Here is a 21,474-nt window from a genome sequence, read left to right as displayed (position 1 = left end):
GGGGCGGACCGCATCTACGCCAGCTACAAGTTCTTCCTCTACACGCTGCTCGGATCGGTGCTGATGCTGATCGCGATGATGTGGATGGTGAACGAGGCGGGCACGAGCGATATCCCGACGCTGATGGCCTACAGCTTCCCGGTGAAGGCGCAGACCTGGCTGTGGCTGGCGTTCTTCGCGAGCTTTGCAGTCAAGATGCCGATGTGGCCGACGCACACCTGGCTGCCTGATGCGCACGTGCAGGCGCCGACTGCTGGATCGGTGATCCTCGCGGGCGTGCTGCTCAAGATGGGCGGCTACGGCTTCATCCGCTTCTCGCTGCCGATGTTCCCCGAGGCCTCGGCGCAGTTCGCGCCGCTGATCTACGGGCTTTCGATGGCGGCGGTCGTCATCACCTCGCTGATCGCGTTGGTGCAGCACGACATGAAGAAGCTGATCGCCTATTCCTCGGTCGCGCACATGGCGATCGTGACGGTGGGGCTGTTCGCGTTCAACCGGCAGGGGCTTGAAGGCTCGATGATCGTGATGCTGAGCCATGGCATCGTGTCGGGCGCGCTGTTCCTTGCGGTGGGCGTGATCTACGACCGGCTGCACACGCGTGAGATCGACCGCTACGGCGGCCTTGCGATCAACATGCCGGCTTATGCGCTGTTCTTCATGCTGTTCACGATGGCCTCTGTCGGCCTGCCGGGCACCAGCGGCTTCGTCGGCGAGTTCCTATCGCTGCTGGGCATCTACGCGCAATCGAGTTGGGTGGCGCTGGTGTGCACGACCGGTATCATCCTTGGCGCTGCTTACATGCTCTATCTCTATCGCCGCGTGGTGTTCGGCGTGCAGAAGAACGCGGACGCGGCGGCGATGCCCGATCTTGATGCGCGCGAATGGGCGATGATGATCCCCCTCGGCATCGCGGTGCTTTGGATGGGCGTCTATCCGGAAACCTTCCTCGCGCCGATGCGCAAGGATATCGCAGGCCTTGAAGCGCGACTGGCGCAGGCGCGGCCCAAGGGCGACGCCGATGTGCAACTGGCGGCTGTTCCGCCGGTCGCGGCGACACATGAACATGGGGATGCAATGGAACACGGCTCAGGATCCCACGGGGCCGAAGCCCGGCATGAGGGAGCACGCTGATGGAACTGCTCCGTTCGCTGGCGATCACCGGGACCGAGGAAGTCCTCAGCATCTCCGGCCTGATCCTGCTGCTGGCCGCCGCATGGGGCGGTGACAAGGCCAGCCGCGTGATTTCGATCGCGGCGGTGGCTGCGCTCACCGTCTGCGCGGTGCTGACCGTACCGGCGCTGAGCCAGGCTGCGATGGGCCCCGGCGTCGTTGCCTGGAACGGCCAGTTCAGCGGCGATGCCTTCGCCGCGTTCGCCAAGCTGCTGATCTATGCCGGTGCTGCCGTCACGCTGATCGTCGCGCCCGCTTTCTTCGAGCGTAGCAACGCGATGCGCGCGGAATTCCCGCTGCTGGTGCTGTTTGCCGCGATGGGCATGGGCATGATGGTCTCGGCGACCGACATGCTGGCGCTCTATATCGGGCTCGAGCTCAACAGCCTTGCCGCCTATGTCATGGCCGCGTTCCTGCGCAGCGACGAGCGTTCGGCCGAAGCGGGCCTCAAGTACTTCGTGCTGGGCTCGCTCGCCTCGGGCATCCTGCTGTATGGCGTGAGCCTGACCTACGGCTTCACTGGCAGCACCAGCTTTGCCGGCATTCACGCCGCGCTGGTCGGGCCGCTTTCGATGGGGGCGACTTTCGGGATCGTGTTCGTGCTGGCCGGCCTTGCCTTTAAGGTGAGCGCAGCGCCGTTCCACATGTGGACGCCGGACGTCTATGAAGGCGCGCCGACCCCGGTGACGACCTTTTTCGCGACCGCGCCCAAGGTGGCTGCGCTGGCGCTGCTGATGCGAGTCAGCCTGTTTGCCTTTGGCGCGCAGCCGGGCGCGTGGCAGCAGATCGTGATCTTCGTCGCGCTGCTTTCCATCGTGATCGGTGCGCTCGGCGCGATCGGGCAGGACAATATCAAGCGGCTCCTCGCCTATTCGTCGATCAACAATGTCGGCTTCATGCTGATCGGCCTTGCCTGCGCGAACCAGGCGGGCGCGGCGGCGATGCTGGTCTACCTGGCGATCTACGTTGCGATGTCGGTCGCGGGCTTTGTTGCGGTGCTGATGCTGCGGGATGCGGACGGCGCGCCGGTTGAATCCATCGCGGCAATGGCTGGGCTTTCCAAGACCCGCCCGATGCTGGCGCTGGCGCTGGCGGCGGTCATGTTCAGCCTCGCGGGCATTCCGCCGCTGTTTGGGTTCTGGGGCAAGTTCGTGGTGTTCCAGGCGGCAGTGCAGGCAAACCTGCTCAGCCTCGCGGCCATCGGTATCGCGGCCTCGGTGATCGGCGCGTTCTACTACATCAAGGTCGTCAAGGTGATGTACTTCGACGAAGCGGCCGATGTGGTGACGGGCGAGAGCGACATGGCGCAGCGCGTGCTGCTGTTTGTCTCCGTCGTGGCGATTTCGCCGCTGGGCTGGCTGGTGACCAAGCCGCTGGGCGTGCTGGCGAGCAATGCCGCGGCCGCATTGTTCCACATCGCATGACACGCTGAGCGGGCAGTGCCGGACCCGCTGATAAAGGTCGTCGCGGAGATCGCCTCGACCAATTCGGCCCTGCTGGCGCGGCTGGCCAATGGTGAGGCTCCGGCGGAAGGCCATTGGCTGGTGGCGGACCGGCAGACCTCCGGGCGCGGGCGCGCCGGGCGGGTGTGGACCGGCGGGCTTGGCAACTTCATGGGATCGACTGCGGTTGCCTTGCGCGACAGCGAGGCCTTGCCGCAGACGCTGGCGCTGGTGGCGGGGGTGAGCGTGCACCGGGCGCTCAAGGCGGTCGTCCCAGCGCTTTCCGACCTCTCGCTGAAATGGCCCAATGACCTGCTGGTGGGCGAGGCCAAGCTGGGCGGCATCCTGCTGGAGCGGCAGCGCGATGCGGTGATCGTCGGCATCGGGGTCAATCTGGCGGAAGCGCCCGAGGTGGCGGGCCGCAAGACGGTGTCGCTCGCTGCACTGGGGTTTGCGGTGAGCCGGGATGTGTTTGCCTCGGCCCTGGCGGAGACCTGGGCCGAAGACCTGACGACATGGCATGCCGGCGGCTGGCCCATGCTGCGCGCCGAATGGCTGGCAAGGACGCTGCCCAAGGGCACGCTGCTCGGCGTAAACCTCACCGAAGAGGGCCATGTGATCGGCGGTTTTGCGGGGTTGGAGCCCGATGGCGCGGTCCTTCTGCGCTTGGCGGACGGTTCGGTCCGTGCCATCCACGCAGGAGATGTCGAGCTTATCGGCGCAAGTGGAGAGAGCCATGCTTCTGGCGGTTGACGTCGGCAACACCAATGTCGTGTTCGCGCTCTTCGATGGGCGCGAAATCCGTTCGCGCTGGCGCGTGGCCACCGATCCGCGGCGCACGGCGGACGAGTACGCGGTTTGGCTTCTCCAGCTGATGCAGTTGCAAGGCTTCGACCGCGAGCGGGTGCGGCAGATCCTGATTTCCACCGTGGTGCCGCGCGCGCTGCACAATCTGCAGGTGCTGGGGCAGAAGTATTTCGGCATCGATCCGCTGGTGGCCGGGCAGCCGCCAGTGGAGTGGGGCTTTGTCGCCGATGTCGAGCAGCCGCGCTCGCTGGGTGCGGACCGCGCGGTGAACACTGTGGCGGCGCATGCGAAGTACGAAGGCGACCTGATTGTGGTCGATTTCGGCACTGCGACGACGTTCGACGTTGTCGATGCAAGCGGAGCCTACAAAGGCGGGATCATCGCGCCGGGCATCAATCTCTCGCTCGATGCGCTGGTGACGGCGGCAGCCAAACTGCCCCGGATTGCCATCGCGCCGCCGCAGGGCAACAACCGCAGCGTCATCGGCCGTAACACTGAAGATCAGATGCAGATCGGCGTGTTCTGGGGCTATGTGGCGATGATGGAAGGCCTGATATCGCGCCTGCGTAACGAAATCGGACGCCCCGCCAAAGTTGTTGCCACCGGCGGGCTGGCGGTGCTGTTCGACCAGCACACGTCGATTTTCGACCATGTCGATACCGACCTGACGCTGGATGGCATCGCCATTCTGGCGGAACGCGTTGCCGCCCGCTGACCATCGAGCGCGCCGCTAGAACCAGGCCTTCGGGCCGCTAATGAACTGGAAATGCTGTGAAACCCGGTAAGGAATTGCTGTTTCTCGCGCTCGGTGGATCCGGCGAGATCGGCATGAACGTCAATCTCTATGGCTGCAACGGCAAGTGGCTGATGGTCGATCTCGGCATGACTTTTGCCGACCCCTATTATCCGGGCGTCGATCTGGTGTTCGCCGACCTTTCGTTCATCGAGGAGCGGCTCGACGATCTGGTCGGGATCGTGCTGACCCACGCGCACGAGGACCATATCGGCGCGGTGCCCTATTTTGCTCTGGACCTCGGCGTGCCGCTCTACGCGACGCCGTTCACCGCGCGGCTGGTGGCGGAGAAGCTCGCCGAGGCGGGGATTTCCAAGCAAGTCACACTCAACACGATTCCCAACGATTCGTCGCTGAGCCTCGGGCCGTTCGACATCCGCTATGTGCCGCTGGCGCACTCGATTGCCGAGGGCAATGCACTGGTGATCGAGACGCCGCATGGCCGCGTGTTTCACACCGGCGACTGGAAGCTGGATGACGAGCCGCTGATCGGCGTTCCGGCGACCGAGGGCGAACTCACTGCGCTGGGTGACGAGGGCGTGCTGGCGCTGGTGTGCGATTCGACCAACGTGTTCAATCCCAAGCCCTCCGGCTCCGAAGGCGCGGTGCGTGACGGGCTGATGGAGATGGTGGCCGGCCTCAAGGGCAAACGCGTGGTGGTGACGACCTTCGCCTCCAACGTGGCGCGGCTGCAGACGCTGGGCGAGGTGGCCGTGGCGACCGGGCGCAAGCTCTGTGTGGCGGGGCGTTCGCTCGACCGGATCATCGGGGTGGCGCAGGCGAGCGGCTATCTCGAGCACTTTCCCGAGACGGTGAGCATGGATGCGGCGATGGACGTGCCTCGCGGGCAGCTCATGGTGCTCGCCACTGGCGGGCAAGGCGAGGCGCGCGCGGCGCTGGCGCGGATCGCTTCGGACACGCATCCGGTAAAGCTCGAAAAGGGCGACGCGGTACTCTTCTCCAGCCGCCAAATCCCCGGCAACGAGATTGCCATCGGCCGGGTTCAGAACCAGCTGGCAGCGAAGGGCGTGGAAATTCTGACCGACCGGCAGGGCATGATCCATGTTTCCGGCCATCCGGGGCGGCCCGAACTCGAAGCGCTCTACAACTGGATCCGGCCGGAGATGCTTGTGCCAGTGCACGGCGAGATGCGCCACATGGCCGAGCAGGCGCGGCTGGGCAAGGCAAGCGGCATCCCCCGCACGATCGTCCAGAAGAACGGCGATGTGGTGCGGCTGGCCCCGAACGGGCCGGTGAAACTCTCGGAAGTGCGCAACGGACGGCTGGTGCTCGATGGCGACATCATCGCGCCTGCCGATGGCAGCGCGATGGGGCAGCGGCGCAAGCTGGCGGAGAGCGGACTGGTGGTCGCGGCGCTGGCGGTTTCGGCGGCGGGCAAGCTGACGTCTGCGGTGGAGATTGCCGCAATCGGGCTGCCGCTTGAAGAGGACATGGACGAGTTCATCGCCGAAGCGCAGGCCGATGTCGAAAAGGCCGTGACCGCGATCAAGGGCGACAAGAAGCGCGACCGCGCCGGCATATCCGAGACGGTGCGGCTGACGGTGCGGCGCGCGGCGCAGCGCTGGTCGGGCAAGAAGCCCGTGGTTCAGGTCATGTTGCGGGAGGGGTGAAGCGATGAAGTGGACATCGATCATCGCGATCTGGGCGCTGTTCTGGGTGCTCTCGGCATTCCTCGTGATGCCGTTCGGCGTGCGCACCTCTGATGAGTTGGGCATCGCCAAGGTGCCGGGGCAAGCGCCCAGCGCGCCGGGGAACTTCAATCCGCGCCGTATTCTGTTCCGCGCGACCGTGCTCTCGACCGTGCTGTTCTGGCTCTACTACGCGAACTATGTGAACCGCTGGATCACGATTCAGGACCTGGATATCGCGCCCCTGCTGGGGATTTGAGACCCCCTCTCCCCTGAAGGGGAGAGGGTAAAGTCAGACGCCTTCCAGCGCGTAGCCGGCGGAGCGCACTGTGCGGACTGGATCAGCCGCACCGGGGATCGCGATGGCCTGGCGCAGGCGGCGGATGTGGACGTCCACCGTGCGCAGCTCGATGTCGCTGCCGCTGCCCCACACCGCATCGAGCAGCTGCCCGCGCGAGAAGACGCGGCCCGGATGCTCCATGAAGTGGCGCAGCAGACGGAACTCGGTCGGCCCGATCTTGATCGCCTGACCGCGGCGGGTGACGCGGTGCGCGGTGGGATCGAGCGCGAGATCGCCCACGGTGATCGTCTCGCCGGCAAGGGCAGGGCGCACGCGGCGCAGCACGGCGCCGACGCGGGCGATCAGCTCGCGCGGGGAGAAGGGCTTGGTGACATAGTCGTCGGCGCCAGTTTCGAGCCCGCGCACGCGGTCGTCCTCGTCGCTGCGCGCGGTGAGGATGATGATGGGCACATGGGCGGTGGACTTGTTGCGACGCAGGCGGCGGCAGACTTCGATGCCGCTGGTGCCACCGATCATCCAGTCGAGCAGGACGAGATCGGGGGTATCCTCGGCCGCGAGAAGGAGGGCCTCATCGCCATCGTCGGTGGTGCGTACGTCGTATCCTTCGCCGCGGAACCGGTATTCGACCAGTTCGGCAAGCGCGGTGTCATCCTCAACCAGAAGCAGCTTCGGCGCGGACATCGAAAACCCCTGATGCATTGGAACGACTGACAGGCATGACAGTCACATTGCGCAGAGACGACATTTGTTACGCTGTCGTGACGTGCGCCCCAACCTAGTCAGACAGGCGGGATGACCTCGTCGCGTTCAGGCAGATATGTGCCGGTAGCCGCGTAGTGCACCATTTCGGCAATGTTGGTGGCATGGTCGCCGATGCGTTCGATATTGCGCGCGACAAACATGAGCTGCGCGACCGAGCTGATCGTGGCCGGGTTCTCGACCATGTAGGAGACGAAGTTGCGGAATACGCTATCGTAGAAGGCATCGACCTTGGCGTCGCGCTTCACGATCTCGGCGGCGGCGACCGGATCGCGCGCGGCATAGGCGGTGAGCACATCGTGGACCATGTCACCCGCCAGTTCGTTCATCACCGGCAGCAGGGTAAGCGGCTCAAAGCGCTTGCGGCCCTCGATATGGCCGACGCGCTTGGCGATGTTCTTGGCATAATCGCCGATTCGCTCGATCACGCCAGCGATCTTGAGCGCGGCGATCACTTCACGCAGGTCATCCGCCATGGGTGCGCGCAGGGCGAGCACACGGACCGCGAGCCGGTCGACTTCGCCTTCCAGATGGTCGATCCGCTTGTCGCGCGCGATCACGCCGTCGGCGAGATCCTGATTTCCGCTGACCAGCGCATCCATGGCCTCGGCCACGGAAAGCTCTGCCAGCCCGCCCATTTCGGCCACCAGGCCGCGCAAGCGGGTGATGTCCTCATCGAACGCCTTGACGGTGTGTTCAGCCATCATCGTTCCTTACCCGTATCGACCAGTAATGTAATCCTTTGTGCGTTCTTCCCGGGGGTTCGTAAAGATGTCCGAGGTGGTCCCGTACTCGACGATCTTGCCGAGGTGGAAAAACGCAGTGCGCTGCGAGACGCGGGCGGCCTGCTGCATCGAATGGGTGACGATGACGATGGCATAGCGGCCGCGCAGGTCGTCGATCAGTTCCTCGATGCGCGCGGTGGCGATGGGATCGAGCGCCGAGCAGGGCTCGTCCATCAGGATCACTTCGGGATCGACCGCGATGGCACGGGCGATGCACAGGCGCTGCTGCTGGCCGCCTGAAAGCGCGGTGCCGCTCTCGCTCAGCCGGTCCTTGACCTCGTCCCACAGCCCGGCGCGCTGGAGCGATTGCTCGACGATGCCATCAAGCTCGCCCTTGCTGGCAGTGATGCCGTGGATGCGCGGGCCATAGGCGATGTTTTCGTAGATCGACTTGGGGAAGGGGTTGGGCTTCTGGAACACCATGCCGACCCGCGCGCGCAGGGCCACCACGTCCATCGACGAGCGGTAGATATCCAAGCCATCAAGCGTGATCTCACCTTCGACACGCGCGCCCGCAATCGTATCGTTCATCCGGTTGAGCGTGCGCAGAAACGTGGACTTGCCGCAGCCCGAAGGCCCGATGAAGGCCGTTACGTAGCTGCTGGGGATCTCGATCGACACATCGTCGATCGCCCGCTTCTGGCCATAGAAGACCGAAACATTGCGCGCGCTGATCTTCGAAGGGCCCACCGGATCGGGGAACACCGACGCCGCAGGCTGGTTCGCCGCATCTGCGGCAGGGACTGGAGCGTTCATGTTACCACCGTTTCTCGAAGCGACCACGCAGGTAGATCGCGATGCCGTTCATCACGAGCAGGAAGATCAGGAGCACGACGATCGCCGCGCTGGTGCGTTCAACGAAGCCGCGGTTGATTTCATCCGACCACAGGAAGATCTGCACGGGCAGCACCGTGGCGGGCGAAGTGAAGTCGCTCGGCGGGCTGGCGACAAAGGCGCGCATGCCGATCATCAGCAGCGGCGCGGTTTCGCCCAGCGCGCGGGCCATGCCGATGATCGTGCCGGTGAGAATGCCCGGCAGCGCGAGCGGCAGGACATGGTGGAACACGACCTGTACCGGGCTTGCGCCCATGGCGAGCGCGGCATCGCGGATCGAGGGCGGCACCGCCTTGATCGCGTTTCGGCCCGAGATCACGATGACCGGCATGGTCATCAGCGCCAGCGTCATGCCGCCGACAAGCGGCGCCGAGCGGTAGTTGGGAAACGCAGCGAGGAACACCGCGAGGCCGAGCAGGCCGAAGATGATCGAGGGCACCGCGGCGAGATTGTTGATCGAGATCTCGATGATGTCGGTCCAGCGGTTCCGCGCGGCATATTCCTCCAGATAGAGCGCCGAGAGCACACCGACCGGAAAGGCGAGCAGCAGGGTGATGAACATTGTCATCATCGAGCCCTTGAGCGCGCCCCAGATGCCCACGCTTTGCGGATTGGTGGCATCCGCGCGGACGAGGAAGCCGGTATCGAAAGCGCGCACCAGCTTGCCTTCGCGGGCGAGATCGGCGGCGCGCTGACGCAGGGCCGCATCGCCGCCGCCGCGCTGGGCATTGGCAAGATCATCGCTGGCGGGAAGCGAAACCTTGAGCTCGCTCGTCATCAGCAGCGAGGGATCATCGATCAGCTTCTGCCCGACCTCGCGCCAGGCCCCATCGGAAATCAGCGCGTCGCCTTCGCGTCCAAAAGCCTTGGTTGCGGAGGAATTGACCAGAGCGGGAAGGCCAGCCACTTCCAGCCCGCCGAGCGGATCGGGCTGGGCGAGGCGGGCGGGATCGATCTGCATGCGGCCGCGGATCGGCACGGACATGCGGATTTCGCTGCGGTGGAAGCCGGCCCAGCCGCTCGACGCCATCGAGACGAGCAGCAGCACGAGGATCAGCACCGAGAAGGTGACCGCGCCGAAGCCGACCCAGCGAAAGAGTACGTCCGACCTGTAGCGCCGTGCAAGGCCAGCCTGCATGCGAGCCTGACGCGCGCTTCGCAGGGCCTCGATCTCGGCGGGATCGCGGGGCTTGTTCATGACGCCTTACTCATAAGCTTCGCGGTAACGCTTGACCACGCGCAGCGCGATGAAGTTGAGCGTCAGCGTGACGAGGAACAGCACCATGCCGAGCGCGAAGGCGGAGAGCGTGGCGGGGTGATCGAAGCTGCCTTCGCCGGTGAGCATGGCGACGATCTGGAACGTGACCGTGGTCATCGATGCGAAGGGATTGGCGGTGAGGCTGGCCGAAGCGCCGGCCGCCATGACCACGATCATCGTCTCGCCGATGGCGCGGCTGATTGCCAGCATGATCCCGGCGACAATGCCGGGGAGCGCGGCCGGGATGAGCACCTTGCGGATCGTTTCGGCGCGGGTGGCGCCCATCGCGAGGCTGCCATCGCGCATGGCCTGCGGGACCGCAGCAATGCTGTCGTCGGCCATCGAGGAGACGAAGGGAATGATCATCACGCCCATGACGAGGCCGGCCGCCATCGCGCTTTCGGTAGATGCATTGGCAATGCCGATCGCCTGCGCCGCATCGCGCACGTCTGGCGCGACGGTGAGTGCGGCGAAATAGCCGTAGACCACGGTCGGCACGCCTGCGAGAATTTCGAGCATCGGCTTGACGATGCGGCGGACGGAATTGTCGGCATACTGGGTGAGGTAAACCGCGCTCATCAGCCCGAGCGGGATCGCCACGGCCATGGCAATGATCGCCCCGATGAAGATCGTGCCCCAGAACAGCGGGATCGCGCCAAAGGCACTGCCGTCGGGCGTGCCGCTGCTCATCGGATCGGGCGCCCAGTGTGTGCCGAACAGGAAATCGATGGGCGAGACCATGCCGAAGAAGCGCACGGTCTCGAACATCAGACTGGCGACGATGCCGAGGGTGGTGAGGATCGCCGCCAGCGAGGCGAGCAGCAGGAGGTTCATCACCGCGCGCTCAACCCGCGTGCGGGCGGCAAAATCGGGGCGCAGGCGCAGGAACGAGAAGGCACCGCCGGCAAAGGCGACCACCAAGGTGACGGCGAGACCGATCATGTTGTAGCGCGTCAGCGCCGCGCGGTAGGGCTCGACAAGACCTTCGGCCTCGCTGTTGAACACCGCGCGGGCGGCACCGGTGGCGACGGCGCGCGCCTCGCCCATCATCGCCTCGCGCTCGAAACCGAAGGCGGGGAGGGCGGCGGCCGCCGGATCGGCGAGGACGTGCTGCAGCACGAGGGCTGGGCTGATCGCATCCCACAGGAGGGCGAAGATCGCCGCAGGGACGGCCACCCACAGCCCGACATACCAGGCGTGAAAATCAGGGAGTGAATGGATGCGGCGACCGGGTGCAGCCCTGCGGAATGCAGACGCGCGCGAACGCCCGGCAAGCCAGCCGACGAGACCCAGCCCGAAGGCCAGAAGGAACAGAATGCCTGGCGACATGGCCGCTTGCCTGTCCTTACTTCAGCTGCGAGCCGTCGAGCACAGGCAGTTCGCTTGCGGCCTTGGCGCTGGCGGCCAGCACTGCCTCGGGCGCCACGACCATGCCCGCCTTGGCGAGCACGCCGCCCTTGCTCCACAGCTTGGCCCACTCGGTCACATAGGCCTGCAAGCCCGGGATCGCCTTGATGTGCGCCTTCTTCACATAGATGTAGAGCGGGCGCGCGCCGGGATAGCTGAAGTCGCTGATCGTCTCGTACGTCGGCGTCACGCCGCTCATGGTAAGGCCCTTCAGCTTGTCCTTGTTCTCCTCGAGATAGGAATAGCCGAAGACGCCGATGGCCTTGGGGTTCGCTTCGATCTTCTGGACAATCAGGTTGTCGTTCTCGCCCGCGTCGACATAGGCCCCGTCTTCGCGCAATTCGCCGCAGATCGCGTCATGTTTGGCCTTGTCGCTCTCCTTGAGCGCCTTCATCGCGGGATCGCTCTCGCAGCCGCGCGTGAGGATCAGCTCTTTGAGCGCGTCACGCGTGCCCGAGGTGGATGGCGGGCCGTAGACGAGGATCGGCTCGTCGGGGAGGGCGGGGTTCACGTCCTTCCACTTCATCGCCGTGTTCGGCTTGCCGAAGGGCGTCTTGGCGAGCGCCTTGTAGACGTCCTCGGGCGTCAGCGCGATGCCGGGGCCATTGCTGCCCTCGGCGAAGGCGACGCCGTCGAGACCGACCTGGATCTCGACGATCTCCTTTACGTTGTTCTTCTGGCACTCGTCGAACTCGGACTTCTTCATCCGGCGCGAGGCGTCCTCGACGTCGGGGTGCTGCGGTCCGATGCCGGCGCAGAACAACTTCATGCCGGCGCCGGTTCCAGTCGATTCGATGATCGGTGCCTTGAGCGTTGTGTCCGACTTCGCGAGCGATTCCGCGACCGCCTTGGCGAAGGGGTAGACCGTCGATGAGCCGACGGCGCGGACCTGATCGCGCGTTGCGCTCTGTTGGCCGCCGCAGGCCGAAAGGGCCAGGATGACCGTAATCAGTGCGGAGCCGGCAATGAAACGATTCGCAACCATCGTGATCTTCCCTTGGCCCCCTGCGCTGCGCGGGGTCATGCGAGTGGTGTGTGACATTCTTATGACAATTCGTGCTGCGGTGTAACGGCGAGCGCGAGCCGCATCGTGACGGTGGTTCCTTCGCCGAGCCGGCTTTCGATATCGAGCTTGCCGCGGTGCCGTTCGACGATGTGCTTGACGATGGCGAGGCCGAGCCCGGTACCACCCACGCCGCGGCTGCGGCCCGGATCGGTGCGGTAGAAGCGGCGGGTCAGGTAAGGGATGTGATCGGGATGGATCCCTTCGCCGTGGTCGATCACGGATAGCACGGCCTCGCCCCTTTCGCGCACCACCTCGACCCGGACAGGCTGCGCGGGATCGCCGTACTTGAGCGCGTTGTCGATGAGGTTGCGGATGACCTGATCGAGTTGCTGGCGGTCGCCGGTGACCATAGCGTCGGCGGACTTCACTTGCACGCGACCGTCGCCGGCGGTGCTGGCGACTTCCGAGCCGATGCTGGCGGCAAGCAGGCCAAGGTCGATCTGCTCGCGCGGCAGGTCGTGTTTTTCCGCCTCGATCCGCGAGAGCGACATGAGATCCTCGACAAGGCTCTGCAAACGGCGCGATTCGCGCAGCACAGTGTTGTGGAAGCGCGCGGCTGTCACGGCATCGACTTTGGCATCGGGATCGGCCAGCGTTTCGATGTAGCCGATGATCGAGGCCAGCGGGGTGCGCAGTTCGTGACTCGCGTTGGCGACGAAATCGGTGTGCGAGCGGCTGATATCGGCCTCGGCGGTGCGGTTGACCATTTCGATCAGCGAGAAGCGCTGGTCGATGGCAACGCGGCGGACCTGCCAGATGCTGCGTGCGCCGGTCAGCCCGCGGACCATGGCGGTGCCCTGCGGCTTGCTGAGCAAGGTGATCGCTTCGGGGTGGCGCAAGGCGACACGCGCATCCTGCCCGACGATGTGCGGCCCCAGCGCCTCGCGCGCGGCGGCATTGGCGGCCGCAATACGCTGGTTGTCGAGCATCAGCACGGGCACGCTGAAGGGCTCGACGAGCTCGACCATGGCCTGACGCGAAACCGAACCTTCATCGGGGACGCGCACTGCGATCTCGGGCTCGGGCCGGGAGAGCCACAGCGTTCCCAGCCACACGATCAGCACCGTGATGGCCAGCACCGGGTCGCTCCCGATTGCCAGCATCACGGCGCAGGTGCCGACAGCAACGATGATACTCGACCAGGGGAAGGGCGAACCCACCATGTCAGTCTTGTTTCCATTCATGACGGAGCCGTCGGCTTGAACCTTGATGCCTGTCTTGTTTCATCCGGCGCGCATATCGGCCCGATATCCGATCTGATTCATTCGATCCGCCGCGCATCCCATGCGCAGGTTCACGATGGGTATATGAAGCAGTATGTCTTGAGCGACCAGACCCTTGGAATGGCTGTCAGGCTGCCGCATTGATCAGCAATACTGGTGTAACATGACGGGTTCGGGACGCTGCTTGATAAATCGTTCATGCCTAGCGGACCGCAGTGAAGTGAAGCTTCGCGGCTGTCGCGAGCAGAATGATCGCCAGCATCGAGAACATTGCCGACAGCAGGCTCCACGAGACCAGGCTGACCCGGTCAAGATCGGTGCGCTGCCGATGGCGGCGTTCGCGCCAAGCGGAAAGCACCGCGCCAACCAGCGCGATGCCGCCCGCTGCGGCAAATTCGTCAAAGGTGGTCAAGGCGTCAAAATCCATGGAGCTTCCCAAGCATTTCGAAGTCGGCTCGGCAATAGCGGATCATTGAGGCCCGGCTCATGACAGCGCAGCAGCGCACGCGTGCTGAGGCCGCAGCCAATTGCAGTCCTAAGTGACTTCAAATTGACAAACTCCGCGGATACCGCCGCCCCGTGAGGGACGAGAATGGCATTGCGCGGTGTAGGGGAAGACAACGAGGCAAGCGCGCAGGGCCATGATGGCCAAGGTGATAGCGCTGCGCCGTTTGGCGAACATGTCGTCTCCGATATCGAGAGCTATCTCTGCGCGCCGACAGCAGAAGGCCGGATCGATCACTTGCAATCGCGCCATCCCGAGGCCTGGCACCTGCGGCTGCCGGGACTCGATAGCCTGCTTGATGGCAATCCTGCGAAATCCGACTCCGGCCAGCCGCTCCGCATCTGCATAGCCACCGAACAGGTCGCCGGCCCGGTACGCAACGGCGGCATCGGCAACACATATGCCAACCTTGCGCTGATGCTGGCCGAGCAGGGTTTTGACGTCACCGTGCTCTACCTGCGCGGTGAACAGGTCGAGACTGAAACGATCGGGCATTGGGTGAACCACTACGCCAAGAAGGGGGTGAGGCTGGTACCCGCGCCCGACTATGCGAGTGCAGAGCGCTTCGCGTCCAACGCCGACCGCTGGCTGCGCGTGCCCTACAACATGATGCGCTGGCTGATCGACAATCCGATGGACGTGGTCCACGTTTCGGAATGGCGGGGCACGGGGTACTTGTGCTTGCTGGCAAAGCGGCAGGGCTGGGCGTTTGCGCGGACCCTTTTCGTGGTGAAGACGTCAAGCCCGTGGATGTGGAACCGTCTTTACGGCGGTCATATGCTCGAACGTGCCGACGATCTGGTCAAGAATCACGCCGAGCGCCGCAGTGTCGAACTGGGCGATATCGTTGTCGGCGGCAGCCTCCACTTGCTGCGCTGGATGGCCAGCCAGGGCTATGTCCTGCCCGAGGAGCGCACGTTTGTGCAGCCCAATGTTGCGACCTTCGCTTCGCTCGAACCCTTGATGCGTGCCCGAAAGCTGACACCTGGCACCCGCGCGCCGATCGATGAGCTGGTGTTCTTCGGTCGGCTTGAGGTGCGCAAGGGGCTGTTCATCTTCTGCCAGGCGATCCGCCGACTGGTGCGCAAGGGGGTACCCCTGCCGCGCCGGATCACGTTCATGGGCAAACCCGGCGGCCGCCTGCCCAGTCATCCCGAACTCGACACGCCCGACTACATCCGGGAAGTGTCCGAAGGGTGGCCTTGCGAGGTGCAGATCCTGACCGGCTTCCAGCAATACGAAGCGATTGAGTATCTGCTGGGTGGCAAGCGGCTGGCGGTCATGCCCTCGATTATCGAGAACAGCTCGATGGCGGTCTACGAGGCGGCCATCTGCGCGATTCCGACCGTGGCGACCGATGTCGGCGGCAATGCCGAGCTGATCGATCCGCGCGATCGTGCGGCGGTCCTGTGCCAGCCGCACCCGGTGGCGCTGGCCGACAAGCTGGAAGAGGCGCTCAAGCTTGGCGGGATGGTGCCGCGTCCCAGCTTCAACAACGATAGCAATCTGGCGATCTGGAACGCGTTCCACCAGCAGCTCAATGGACCGCTGCATCAACGGCTGCTGGATCGGGCACGGGGGGATGCAGTGCCTGCACCCAATTGTCCGGCCACGGCGGTTTGCATTTACTTCCTTGGTCATGCTGCCGCGCTGGACGCGACACTGGCCAGCCTGGCAGCGCAAGAGGTGTCGCCGCGTGAGGTGCTGGTCGGGGTTGATGGCGACAGCGATGAGGACTGCGCGGTCGCGGCGGCGGCGTTGGCCCGCCACGGCTTTGCGCCGCATGCGGTGGAATGCTTCGATCTCGATGCCGGAGCCGCGTTCAACCGGTTGGCCGATGCCGCGAGCAGCGAGTTCGCTCTTTTCGTTTGGGAAGGGGCGATGCTTGAACCCGGCGCATTGCGCGAGCTTGAACGGATTGCCCGGCACACCGACGCCCACGTGATCAACTTTCTGGTCGAGATGCGCGAACTGGGCGCAGAAAGCCCGTCCGATCTCAAGGCACAGTTTATCGTCGGTGTTTCCGACGCTTTCTTCCGCGATGACGAGATCGAGAATCCACTCTTCGTGCGGCGCGATGCCTTCTTGCAGTTGGGTGGATTCACCAACGACTATCGGCTTCTCGGCCATGACCACGAATTCGTCGCGCGCGCGCAGCTTGCCGGATATGCTTGCGAGACGGTGCCAATGCGGCTGGGCAGCATTGTCGCGCAACCCGCAGAGTGGCTGCGCGCACGCGGCTACGATCTTTCGGCCACCGCCTTTCGGGTCATGCGTCCCAAGCTCGCGGCAGCGCCGCTGGCGATGCGCGATACGCTGCTCCTCGCGCGCGGGTTGGCGGCGCGCGGCGGGGGCAAGGCCAAGCAGGCTGCGGCAGCGAATCCCGAAAGCGTGCTGATGCGCATCATGGCCGGGCTGAAACCCGACCGCAGTCCGGCAGGGCCTATCGACCCATCGGCCGCCGTCGCTGCGCTCACAAAGCCCGCGGCCCGCACCAGACCGGTCAAACCGCGCGCAAACCGCAATGGCCCTGCCGGGATTGGCAACTACGTTGCGTTGCTCAACATGGTTGCGGGCGAGGACATTGCCATGCCGGTGATACGGCCCCGCGCACCCCGCGCCCGGCCCATGTCTCCGCTGCTCAAGACGCTGGTGGAGCGCGGCGATGTTGCACGCGATGGAGAGGTCGTCGGCCAGTTGCTCGGCGTACATCACAACCGGATCCATGGCTGGGTTACACAACTGCGCAAGGATGCGCCGCCGATCAGCGTGGAGATCATCGTCGATGGCGCCGTTCTGCAGGCGACGGCCGACCGGCATTTCGCCCCGTTTGCGGCCATTCCGGATGAGGCACGGCGGGCCGGCTTCGTGATCGACCTGCCTTCGCGGGGAACCCGGCGCAAGGCAGGGATGGTGTTTCGCGTCGTGGCTACCGGCAGCAATATCGTGTTGAACGATGGCTTGATCATGCCGCGCAAAGTAACGTTTGCCGGCATGGGATATGACGGCTTGGTGGATGTCGACAGCACCGGAGCCATCGGCGGGATCATTCGCCATCGTCAGGATCGCGCCCGTCGGTGCGATCTTGCCCTGTTTGCCGACGGCGTCTTTTTTGCGCGGGTCCCCATTGGTGGCCAGAGCGACGGGCAGTTCTCCGTGCCGGTGCCGGATATCGTCCGAAACGGGGGAGCGCATGAAATTGAAGTGGTCTTGGCAGAGAATGGCGTCGCCGTGCCGGGTGGGCTGCTGACCGTGATGGAGGGGCAGATTGTCCGACCACGTTCCAGCATCTTGTCGATGCTCGGGCGATGAGGGTCCTCGTCACTGGCGGCTGCGGCTTTATCGGCGCCAACCTCGTCCCGCGCCTGGCCGCAGCGGGTTGGGAAGTGCGTGTGCTCGACAACGAAAGCATGGGGCGCCGCGAGCATCTCGATGATTTCACCGGGCAGTTCATCCACGGCGACATCCGCGATCCGGCGGCGCTGGATGTGGCGCTCGCGGGGGTCGACGCGGTGGTCCACCTTGCAGCGGATACCCGTGTGATCGAGTCGATTGCCGATCCGGCCTTCAATTTCGACGTCAACGTGGTCGGCAGCTTTCGCCTGCTTGAGGCGATGCGCGCGCGCGGCATTCGCCGTCTGGTCAATGCCTCGACCGGCGGTGCGATCATCGGTGCTGCCACGCCTCCCGTCCATGAAGCCATGGTCCCCAATCCCATCGCACCCTATGGCGCGACCAAGCTGGCGGTGGAGGGGCTGTGCTCCGCATGGTCGGGAAGCTATGGCTTTTCCGCTCTTTCGCTTCGATTTGCCAACGTTTACGGCCCGCGTTCATATCACAAGGGGAGCGTTGTCGCCGCGTTCTTCCGGCGCATCGCGGACGGGCTGCCGCTGATCGTTCACGGAGACGGCGAACAGGTGCGCGATTTCGTGTTCGTCGACGATCTGTGCGACGGCATCATGCGTGGCATCGATTACGCGCAATCAGGTGTATTGCAGCTGGGTTCCGGGGTGCCGGTCTCGGTCAATGCGCTGATTGAAGAGATGCGCCTGGTTGTTGCACCGCAGCCTGTCGCGGTAGAATATCGCCCGGCGCGGGTGGGTGAGATCGAGCGAACCTGGTGCGATGTCTCGCGCGCGCGGTCTGAACTTGGCTTTGCTCCGGACACGTCGCTTGCGGTTGGGCTGGCGCGGACCTGGGCGTGGTTTCGTGCTCGGCGCGCGGGTAACTGACGGCCGCGGCAATCCGCAGTCAAGCGCCCGGTCCGGTGCTGCGCCAACGCCCCATTTTGCAACAACGCACGCCGGACGATGTCGCAACCGTGTCATATTGAGCAATTAGCAGCCCCAATAGCGAGCAAACGCATTTCGGGGGTTAAACATGCTGCTTTTCATTGATGAACCGCGCAATATCAAGATCGTGCGCCAGCCTCCCGAGGGCGGGATTCGCGAGCCGCTTTGCAAGGTGAAGAAGCAGCAACTGGTTATTTCTGATGAAGTGGCCGCTCTCCTCAAGGGCGACGAGGTCGTTGAGATAGAAGCTGCTTTCAATCTTCTTGCCGAAGGTGAAACGGCTCGGATCAAGGCGGCTATTGCGGCTTTCCCGAGCACCATCCGCGAAGTTCTGGATTACTACAAGGATGGCGCTAGCCCCATGGAGCAGCGCTGGATTCTGGGCGCCCTGCTTGAAGGTCTGCGCCTGATCAGGCGCCACGATCGCGAGATCGGCATCTAAGCGATTCGGCTTTCGCCGGGGGCGGCATTCGCGCGGCTGCGTCTTGCCGCCAACCAGAAATTTGGGGGTAAGAACTTGGAAAAAGTCATCGTGCTTGGCGGCGACGGATTCTGTGGCTGGCCGACGGCATTGCACCTGTCGAAGCTTGGCTACGACGTTGTCATTGTCGACAACCTGTCGCGTCGGAAAATCGACATCGATCTGGAATCCGACTCCCTGACCCCGATCAGCTCGATCGGGGTGCGGCTTGCCGCGTGGAAGGAAGTGACCGGACGTACCATCCGGTTTGCCCAGATGACCGTCGGCACGGATTATGACCAGCTGCTTGACCTGATCCAGCGCGAGCGGCCGCGCGCGATCGTCCACTTTGCCGAGCAGCGCGCTGCGCCATACTCGATGAAGGGCACGCGCGAGAGGCGTTACACCGTCAACAACAACCTGAATGCCACGCATGACGTGCTCTCGGCCATTGTTGACAGCGGGTTGGAGATCCATCTCGTCCACCTCGGCACGATGGGTGTGTATGGGTATGGCACGGCGGGGATGGAGATCCCCGAGGGCTATCTGCCGGTCACCATCAATACACCTGAAGGCGCCAAGGAAATCGAGATCCTGTATCCGGCTCATCCGGGCAGCGTCTATCACATGACCAAGTCGCAGGATGCGCTGTTCTTCTGGTACTACAACCGCAATTATAAGACGCGCATCACTGATCTGCATCAAGGCATCGTGTGGGGGACCCAGACCGACGAGACCAGCCTGGATGAAAGGCTGATCAACCGGTTCGATTACGATGGCGACTACGGCACGGTGCTCAACCGGTTCCTGATGCAGGCCGCGATCGGCCATCCCATGACTGTGCACGGGACCGGCGGTCAGACGCGCGCGTTCATTCATATCCGTGACACTGTTCGGTGCATCGAGCTGGCGATTGCCAATCCGCCGCAGCGCGGTGACCGGGTCGCGATCATGAACCAGATGACCGAGACGCACCGGTTGATCGATCTGGCGCGGATGATCGAACAGATGACTGGGGCGCCTTACCAGCTTGTACCCAATCCACGCGTCGAGGCTGCCGAGAACGACCTGACGGTTTGCAACGAACGGTTCCTGAAGCTGGGACTGCAGCCCACGCGGTTGCATGAGGGGCTGGCAGCTGAAGTGACCGACATCGCGCGGCGCTATGCTGACCGTTGCAACCGGGCCAAGATCCCTTGCGTTTCGCAATGGACCGGGCCCCATCCTGAAACCCGGCCCGAGCCGCGTGCCGAGGTTGCGCACATTGTCCGCAGCGAGAGCCAGTCCGCGGCGGTCAACTTGGTCCTGGTCGGCAACGACGTCTACGCACGACTGCCTTCGGCGATGTGATTTGGGCCAGGCCATGATGGCCGGCAATGGAATTGAGGCCGGTACGGCAAGCGGCCGGGGCAGGCGATAACAGGGGGCAGAAGGCATGTTGGCGGGCGGTGAACCAGGAGATGAGCAGCAGAAGCGCAAAGAGGGGCAAGAGCAGGCCGGCGACGGCGTGTCGAAGCTGGCTTCGCGCTCGTTGCAGAACCTGATGGAACGTTTGCCGAGCGCGCGCGTGGAAGGCCGGTCCGGTTCACGCGCTGTTCCGATCGGGGCGCCGCTGCGCACCAATCGCGAATACAAGGGTTCAGACGTTCCCGAACCGAATACGACTGCCTCTGCCTCGACGGATGCGCCGACCCAGACACCGCCCGCCGGTGAGACGGACGGCCCCTTCATGCTGCGCTCTACAGTGGACCGGTCGGCGGCTCTTCGCGAAGCCGGACCATCACTGCCGGGACGCAAATCGCGCATGTCGAAGGGCAGCCTGATCTGGCTCATCCTGGCCTTTGTCGCCCCCGTCTTGCTCGGGGGTGTCTACATCTTCTTCGTGTTGCCCGATCAATATGTGACCGAGTTTCGTTTCTCGGTGCGTGTGCCGGTGGGCAATCCTGCAGCATTGGCGAAATCGAACGGCGGCGCGGCCCTTTCTGCATTGTTCGGCGGCAATCCAACGCCCGGAAGCGACCTGCTCGACAACTTTACCGTCGCTGATTACGCCCGCAGTCCACAGGCGGCGAGCGATGTTCATGCCAAGGTCAATCTCAAGGCGATGTTCAGCAAGCCATCCGATCCGTTTTCGCGACTTGCTGACACGGCCAGCCAGGAAGAGCTGGGGCGGTACTGGAAGGGCATGGTCTCGTCCGATTACGACGTGACCACTGGGCTCGCGCTTGTTCGCGTCAAGGCTTACGCGCCTCAGGACAGTTTCAGCATCGCGAATGCCCTGCTCACGCAGTCCAACCAGCTCGTTAACGACATCGGCAACCAGTCGCAGACGGATACGGTGCGCTTTGCCAAGGAACAGTTTGATCGGGCCACTACGCAGGTGGCAGATCTGCAACGGCAGATCGCGGGCATGGCGCGCGGCGGTGCGGACAGCGCATCAGTTGGTGTCATCCAGGCCAATACGCAGGTGGCCACCACGTCACGGGCGAACATCGCGCTGATCCAGTCCCAGATCGAAGTGCTGGAAGGGCAGTTGCATAATCCGAAGGCGCCGCAGATCGTCCTTCTGCGCCAGCAACTCGCTGCCAACGAGCGCGCGCTGGCAGATGCGGTCAGCACCGCGAACACGGTCTCGACCAACAACTTTCAGGTCCTTACCGCGCAGCTTGCAAATGCCAACAGCGAGCTCTCTGCTGCCCAGGCTGCCTTGAGCCAGGCGAAGT

At 64.3% G+C, this 21,474-nt stretch carries 20 protein-coding genes; 12 read left to right on the top strand and 8 right to left on the bottom strand.

The genetic code is table 11. The features are described 5' to 3' along the window. From Q0071_RS06695 to Q0071_RS06670, 6 genes are all read left to right on the top strand, one after another. Nucleotides 1-1,131, top strand: a 1,131-nt coding sequence (locus tag Q0071_RS06695; RefSeq protein ID WP_298166594.1) for an NADH-quinone oxidoreductase subunit M, incomplete at its 5' end; no start/stop codon positions are given. Next, nucleotides 1,131-2,594, top strand: coding sequence for an NADH-quinone oxidoreductase subunit NuoN (gene nuoN, locus Q0071_RS06690; RefSeq protein WP_298166591.1), 1,464 nt, complete (start codon nucleotides 1,131-1,133; stop codon nucleotides 2,592-2,594). The genes Q0071_RS06695 and nuoN, both read left to right, overlap by 1 nt. 15 nt (nucleotides 2,595-2,609) lie before the next feature. Further along, entirely contained in the window at nucleotides 2,610-3,365 is a 756-nt protein-coding gene (locus tag Q0071_RS06685) for a biotin--[acetyl-CoA-carboxylase] ligase (RefSeq protein WP_298166589.1), read from the top strand. Next, entirely contained in the window at nucleotides 3,349-4,134 is a 786-nt protein-coding gene (locus Q0071_RS06680; protein WP_298166588.1) for a type III pantothenate kinase, read from the top strand. Before Q0071_RS06685 ends, Q0071_RS06680 begins: the two co-directional genes overlap by 17 nt. A gap of 56 nt (nucleotides 4,135-4,190) precedes the next feature. Beyond that, a complete protein-coding gene (locus tag Q0071_RS06675) occupies nucleotides 4,191-5,843 on the top strand; it encodes a ribonuclease J (RefSeq protein ID WP_298166586.1) in 1,653 nt (550 codons plus the stop codon). 4 nt (nucleotides 5,844-5,847) lie between these two features. Further along, nucleotides 5,848-6,120 carry a DUF1467 family protein gene (locus tag Q0071_RS06670; protein ID WP_298166584.1) on the top strand — a complete coding sequence of 91 codons (273 nt, stop codon included), beginning with the start codon at nucleotides 5,848-5,850 and terminating at the stop codon, nucleotides 6,118-6,120. 33 nt (nucleotides 6,121-6,153) lie between these two features. Here the strand turns inward: Q0071_RS06670 and phoB are convergent, their stop codons facing one another. The 7 genes from phoB to Q0071_RS06635 form a co-directional block, all read right to left on the bottom strand. Next, the gene (gene phoB, locus Q0071_RS06665; RefSeq protein WP_298166582.1) at nucleotides 6,154-6,843 is read right to left on the bottom strand and encodes a phosphate regulon transcriptional regulator PhoB; all 690 of its coding nucleotides are present in this window, start codon (nucleotides 6,841-6,843) and stop codon (nucleotides 6,154-6,156) included. Nucleotides 6,844-6,941: 98 nt separating this feature from the next. Further along, nucleotides 6,942-7,628, bottom strand: coding sequence for a phosphate signaling complex protein PhoU (phoU, locus tag Q0071_RS06660; RefSeq protein ID WP_298166580.1), 687 nt, complete (start codon nucleotides 7,626-7,628; stop codon nucleotides 6,942-6,944). Nucleotides 7,629-7,634: 6 nt separating this feature from the next. Further along, complete coding sequence (gene pstB / locus Q0071_RS06655; RefSeq protein WP_298166578.1) at nucleotides 7,635-8,462, bottom strand: phosphate ABC transporter ATP-binding protein PstB; 828 nt, start codon at nucleotides 8,460-8,462, stop codon at nucleotides 7,635-7,637. Nucleotide 8,463: 1 nt separating this feature from the next. Then, a complete protein-coding gene (gene pstA / locus Q0071_RS06650) occupies nucleotides 8,464-9,738 on the bottom strand; it encodes a phosphate ABC transporter permease PstA (RefSeq protein ID WP_298166576.1) in 1,275 nt (424 codons plus the stop codon). Nucleotides 9,739-9,744: 6 nt separating this feature from the next. Continuing rightward, entirely contained in the window at nucleotides 9,745-11,127 is a 1,383-nt protein-coding gene (gene pstC, locus Q0071_RS06645; protein WP_298166573.1) for a phosphate ABC transporter permease subunit PstC, read from the bottom strand. Nucleotides 11,128-11,143: 16 nt separating this feature from the next. Then, nucleotides 11,144-12,190 (bottom strand): substrate-binding domain-containing protein, encoded by a 1,047-nt coding sequence (locus tag Q0071_RS06640; protein WP_298166571.1) that lies wholly within the window; start codon nucleotides 12,188-12,190, stop codon nucleotides 11,144-11,146. Between the two features lie 59 nt (nucleotides 12,191-12,249). After that, entirely contained in the window at nucleotides 12,250-13,455 is a 1,206-nt protein-coding gene (locus tag Q0071_RS06635) for an ATP-binding protein (protein ID WP_298166570.1), read from the bottom strand. A 15-nt stretch (nucleotides 13,456-13,470) separates the two neighbouring features. Between Q0071_RS06635 and Q0071_RS06630 the strand changes: the two genes are divergently transcribed. Next, nucleotides 13,471-13,638 (top strand): hypothetical protein, encoded by a 168-nt coding sequence (locus tag Q0071_RS06630; protein ID WP_298166568.1) that lies wholly within the window; start codon nucleotides 13,471-13,473, stop codon nucleotides 13,636-13,638. A gap of 58 nt (nucleotides 13,639-13,696) precedes the next feature. Here the strand turns inward: Q0071_RS06630 and Q0071_RS06625 are convergent, their stop codons facing one another. Further along, on the bottom strand, nucleotides 13,697-13,921 hold the full coding sequence (locus tag Q0071_RS06625; protein ID WP_298166565.1) for a hypothetical protein: 225 nt from the start codon (nucleotides 13,919-13,921) through the stop codon (nucleotides 13,697-13,699). A 165-nt stretch (nucleotides 13,922-14,086) separates the two neighbouring features. Between Q0071_RS06625 and Q0071_RS06620 the strand changes: the two genes are divergently transcribed. The 5 genes from Q0071_RS06620 to Q0071_RS06600 form a co-directional block, all read left to right on the top strand. Beyond that, nucleotides 14,087-17,311 (top strand): glycosyltransferase, encoded by a 3,225-nt coding sequence (locus tag Q0071_RS06620; RefSeq protein ID WP_298166563.1) that lies wholly within the window; start codon nucleotides 14,087-14,089, stop codon nucleotides 17,309-17,311. Further along, a complete protein-coding gene (locus tag Q0071_RS06615; protein ID WP_298166561.1) occupies nucleotides 17,308-18,231 on the top strand; it encodes an SDR family NAD(P)-dependent oxidoreductase in 924 nt (307 codons plus the stop codon). The genes Q0071_RS06620 and Q0071_RS06615 overlap by 4 nt, the downstream gene beginning before the upstream one ends. Before the next feature lie 148 nt (nucleotides 18,232-18,379). Next, nucleotides 18,380-18,733 (top strand): hypothetical protein, encoded by a 354-nt coding sequence (locus Q0071_RS06610; RefSeq protein WP_298166559.1) that lies wholly within the window; start codon nucleotides 18,380-18,382, stop codon nucleotides 18,731-18,733. Nucleotides 18,734-18,808: 75 nt separating this feature from the next. Beyond that, on the top strand, nucleotides 18,809-20,101 hold the full coding sequence (locus tag Q0071_RS06605) for an NAD-dependent epimerase/dehydratase family protein (protein ID WP_298166557.1): 1,293 nt from the start codon (nucleotides 18,809-18,811) through the stop codon (nucleotides 20,099-20,101). A gap of 85 nt (nucleotides 20,102-20,186) precedes the next feature. Next, nucleotides 20,187-21,474: hypothetical protein (locus Q0071_RS06600; RefSeq protein WP_298166555.1), on the top strand; the 1,288-nt coding region annotated here is incomplete at its 3' end.

It is taken from the genome of Novosphingobium sp. (assembly GCF_027486195.1).
Taxonomy (GTDB): Bacteria; Pseudomonadota; Alphaproteobacteria; order Sphingomonadales; family Sphingomonadaceae; genus Novosphingobium.
Note: the sequence above shows the minus strand (reverse complement) of the source record. Positions and strands in the feature narration are given on the sequence as shown.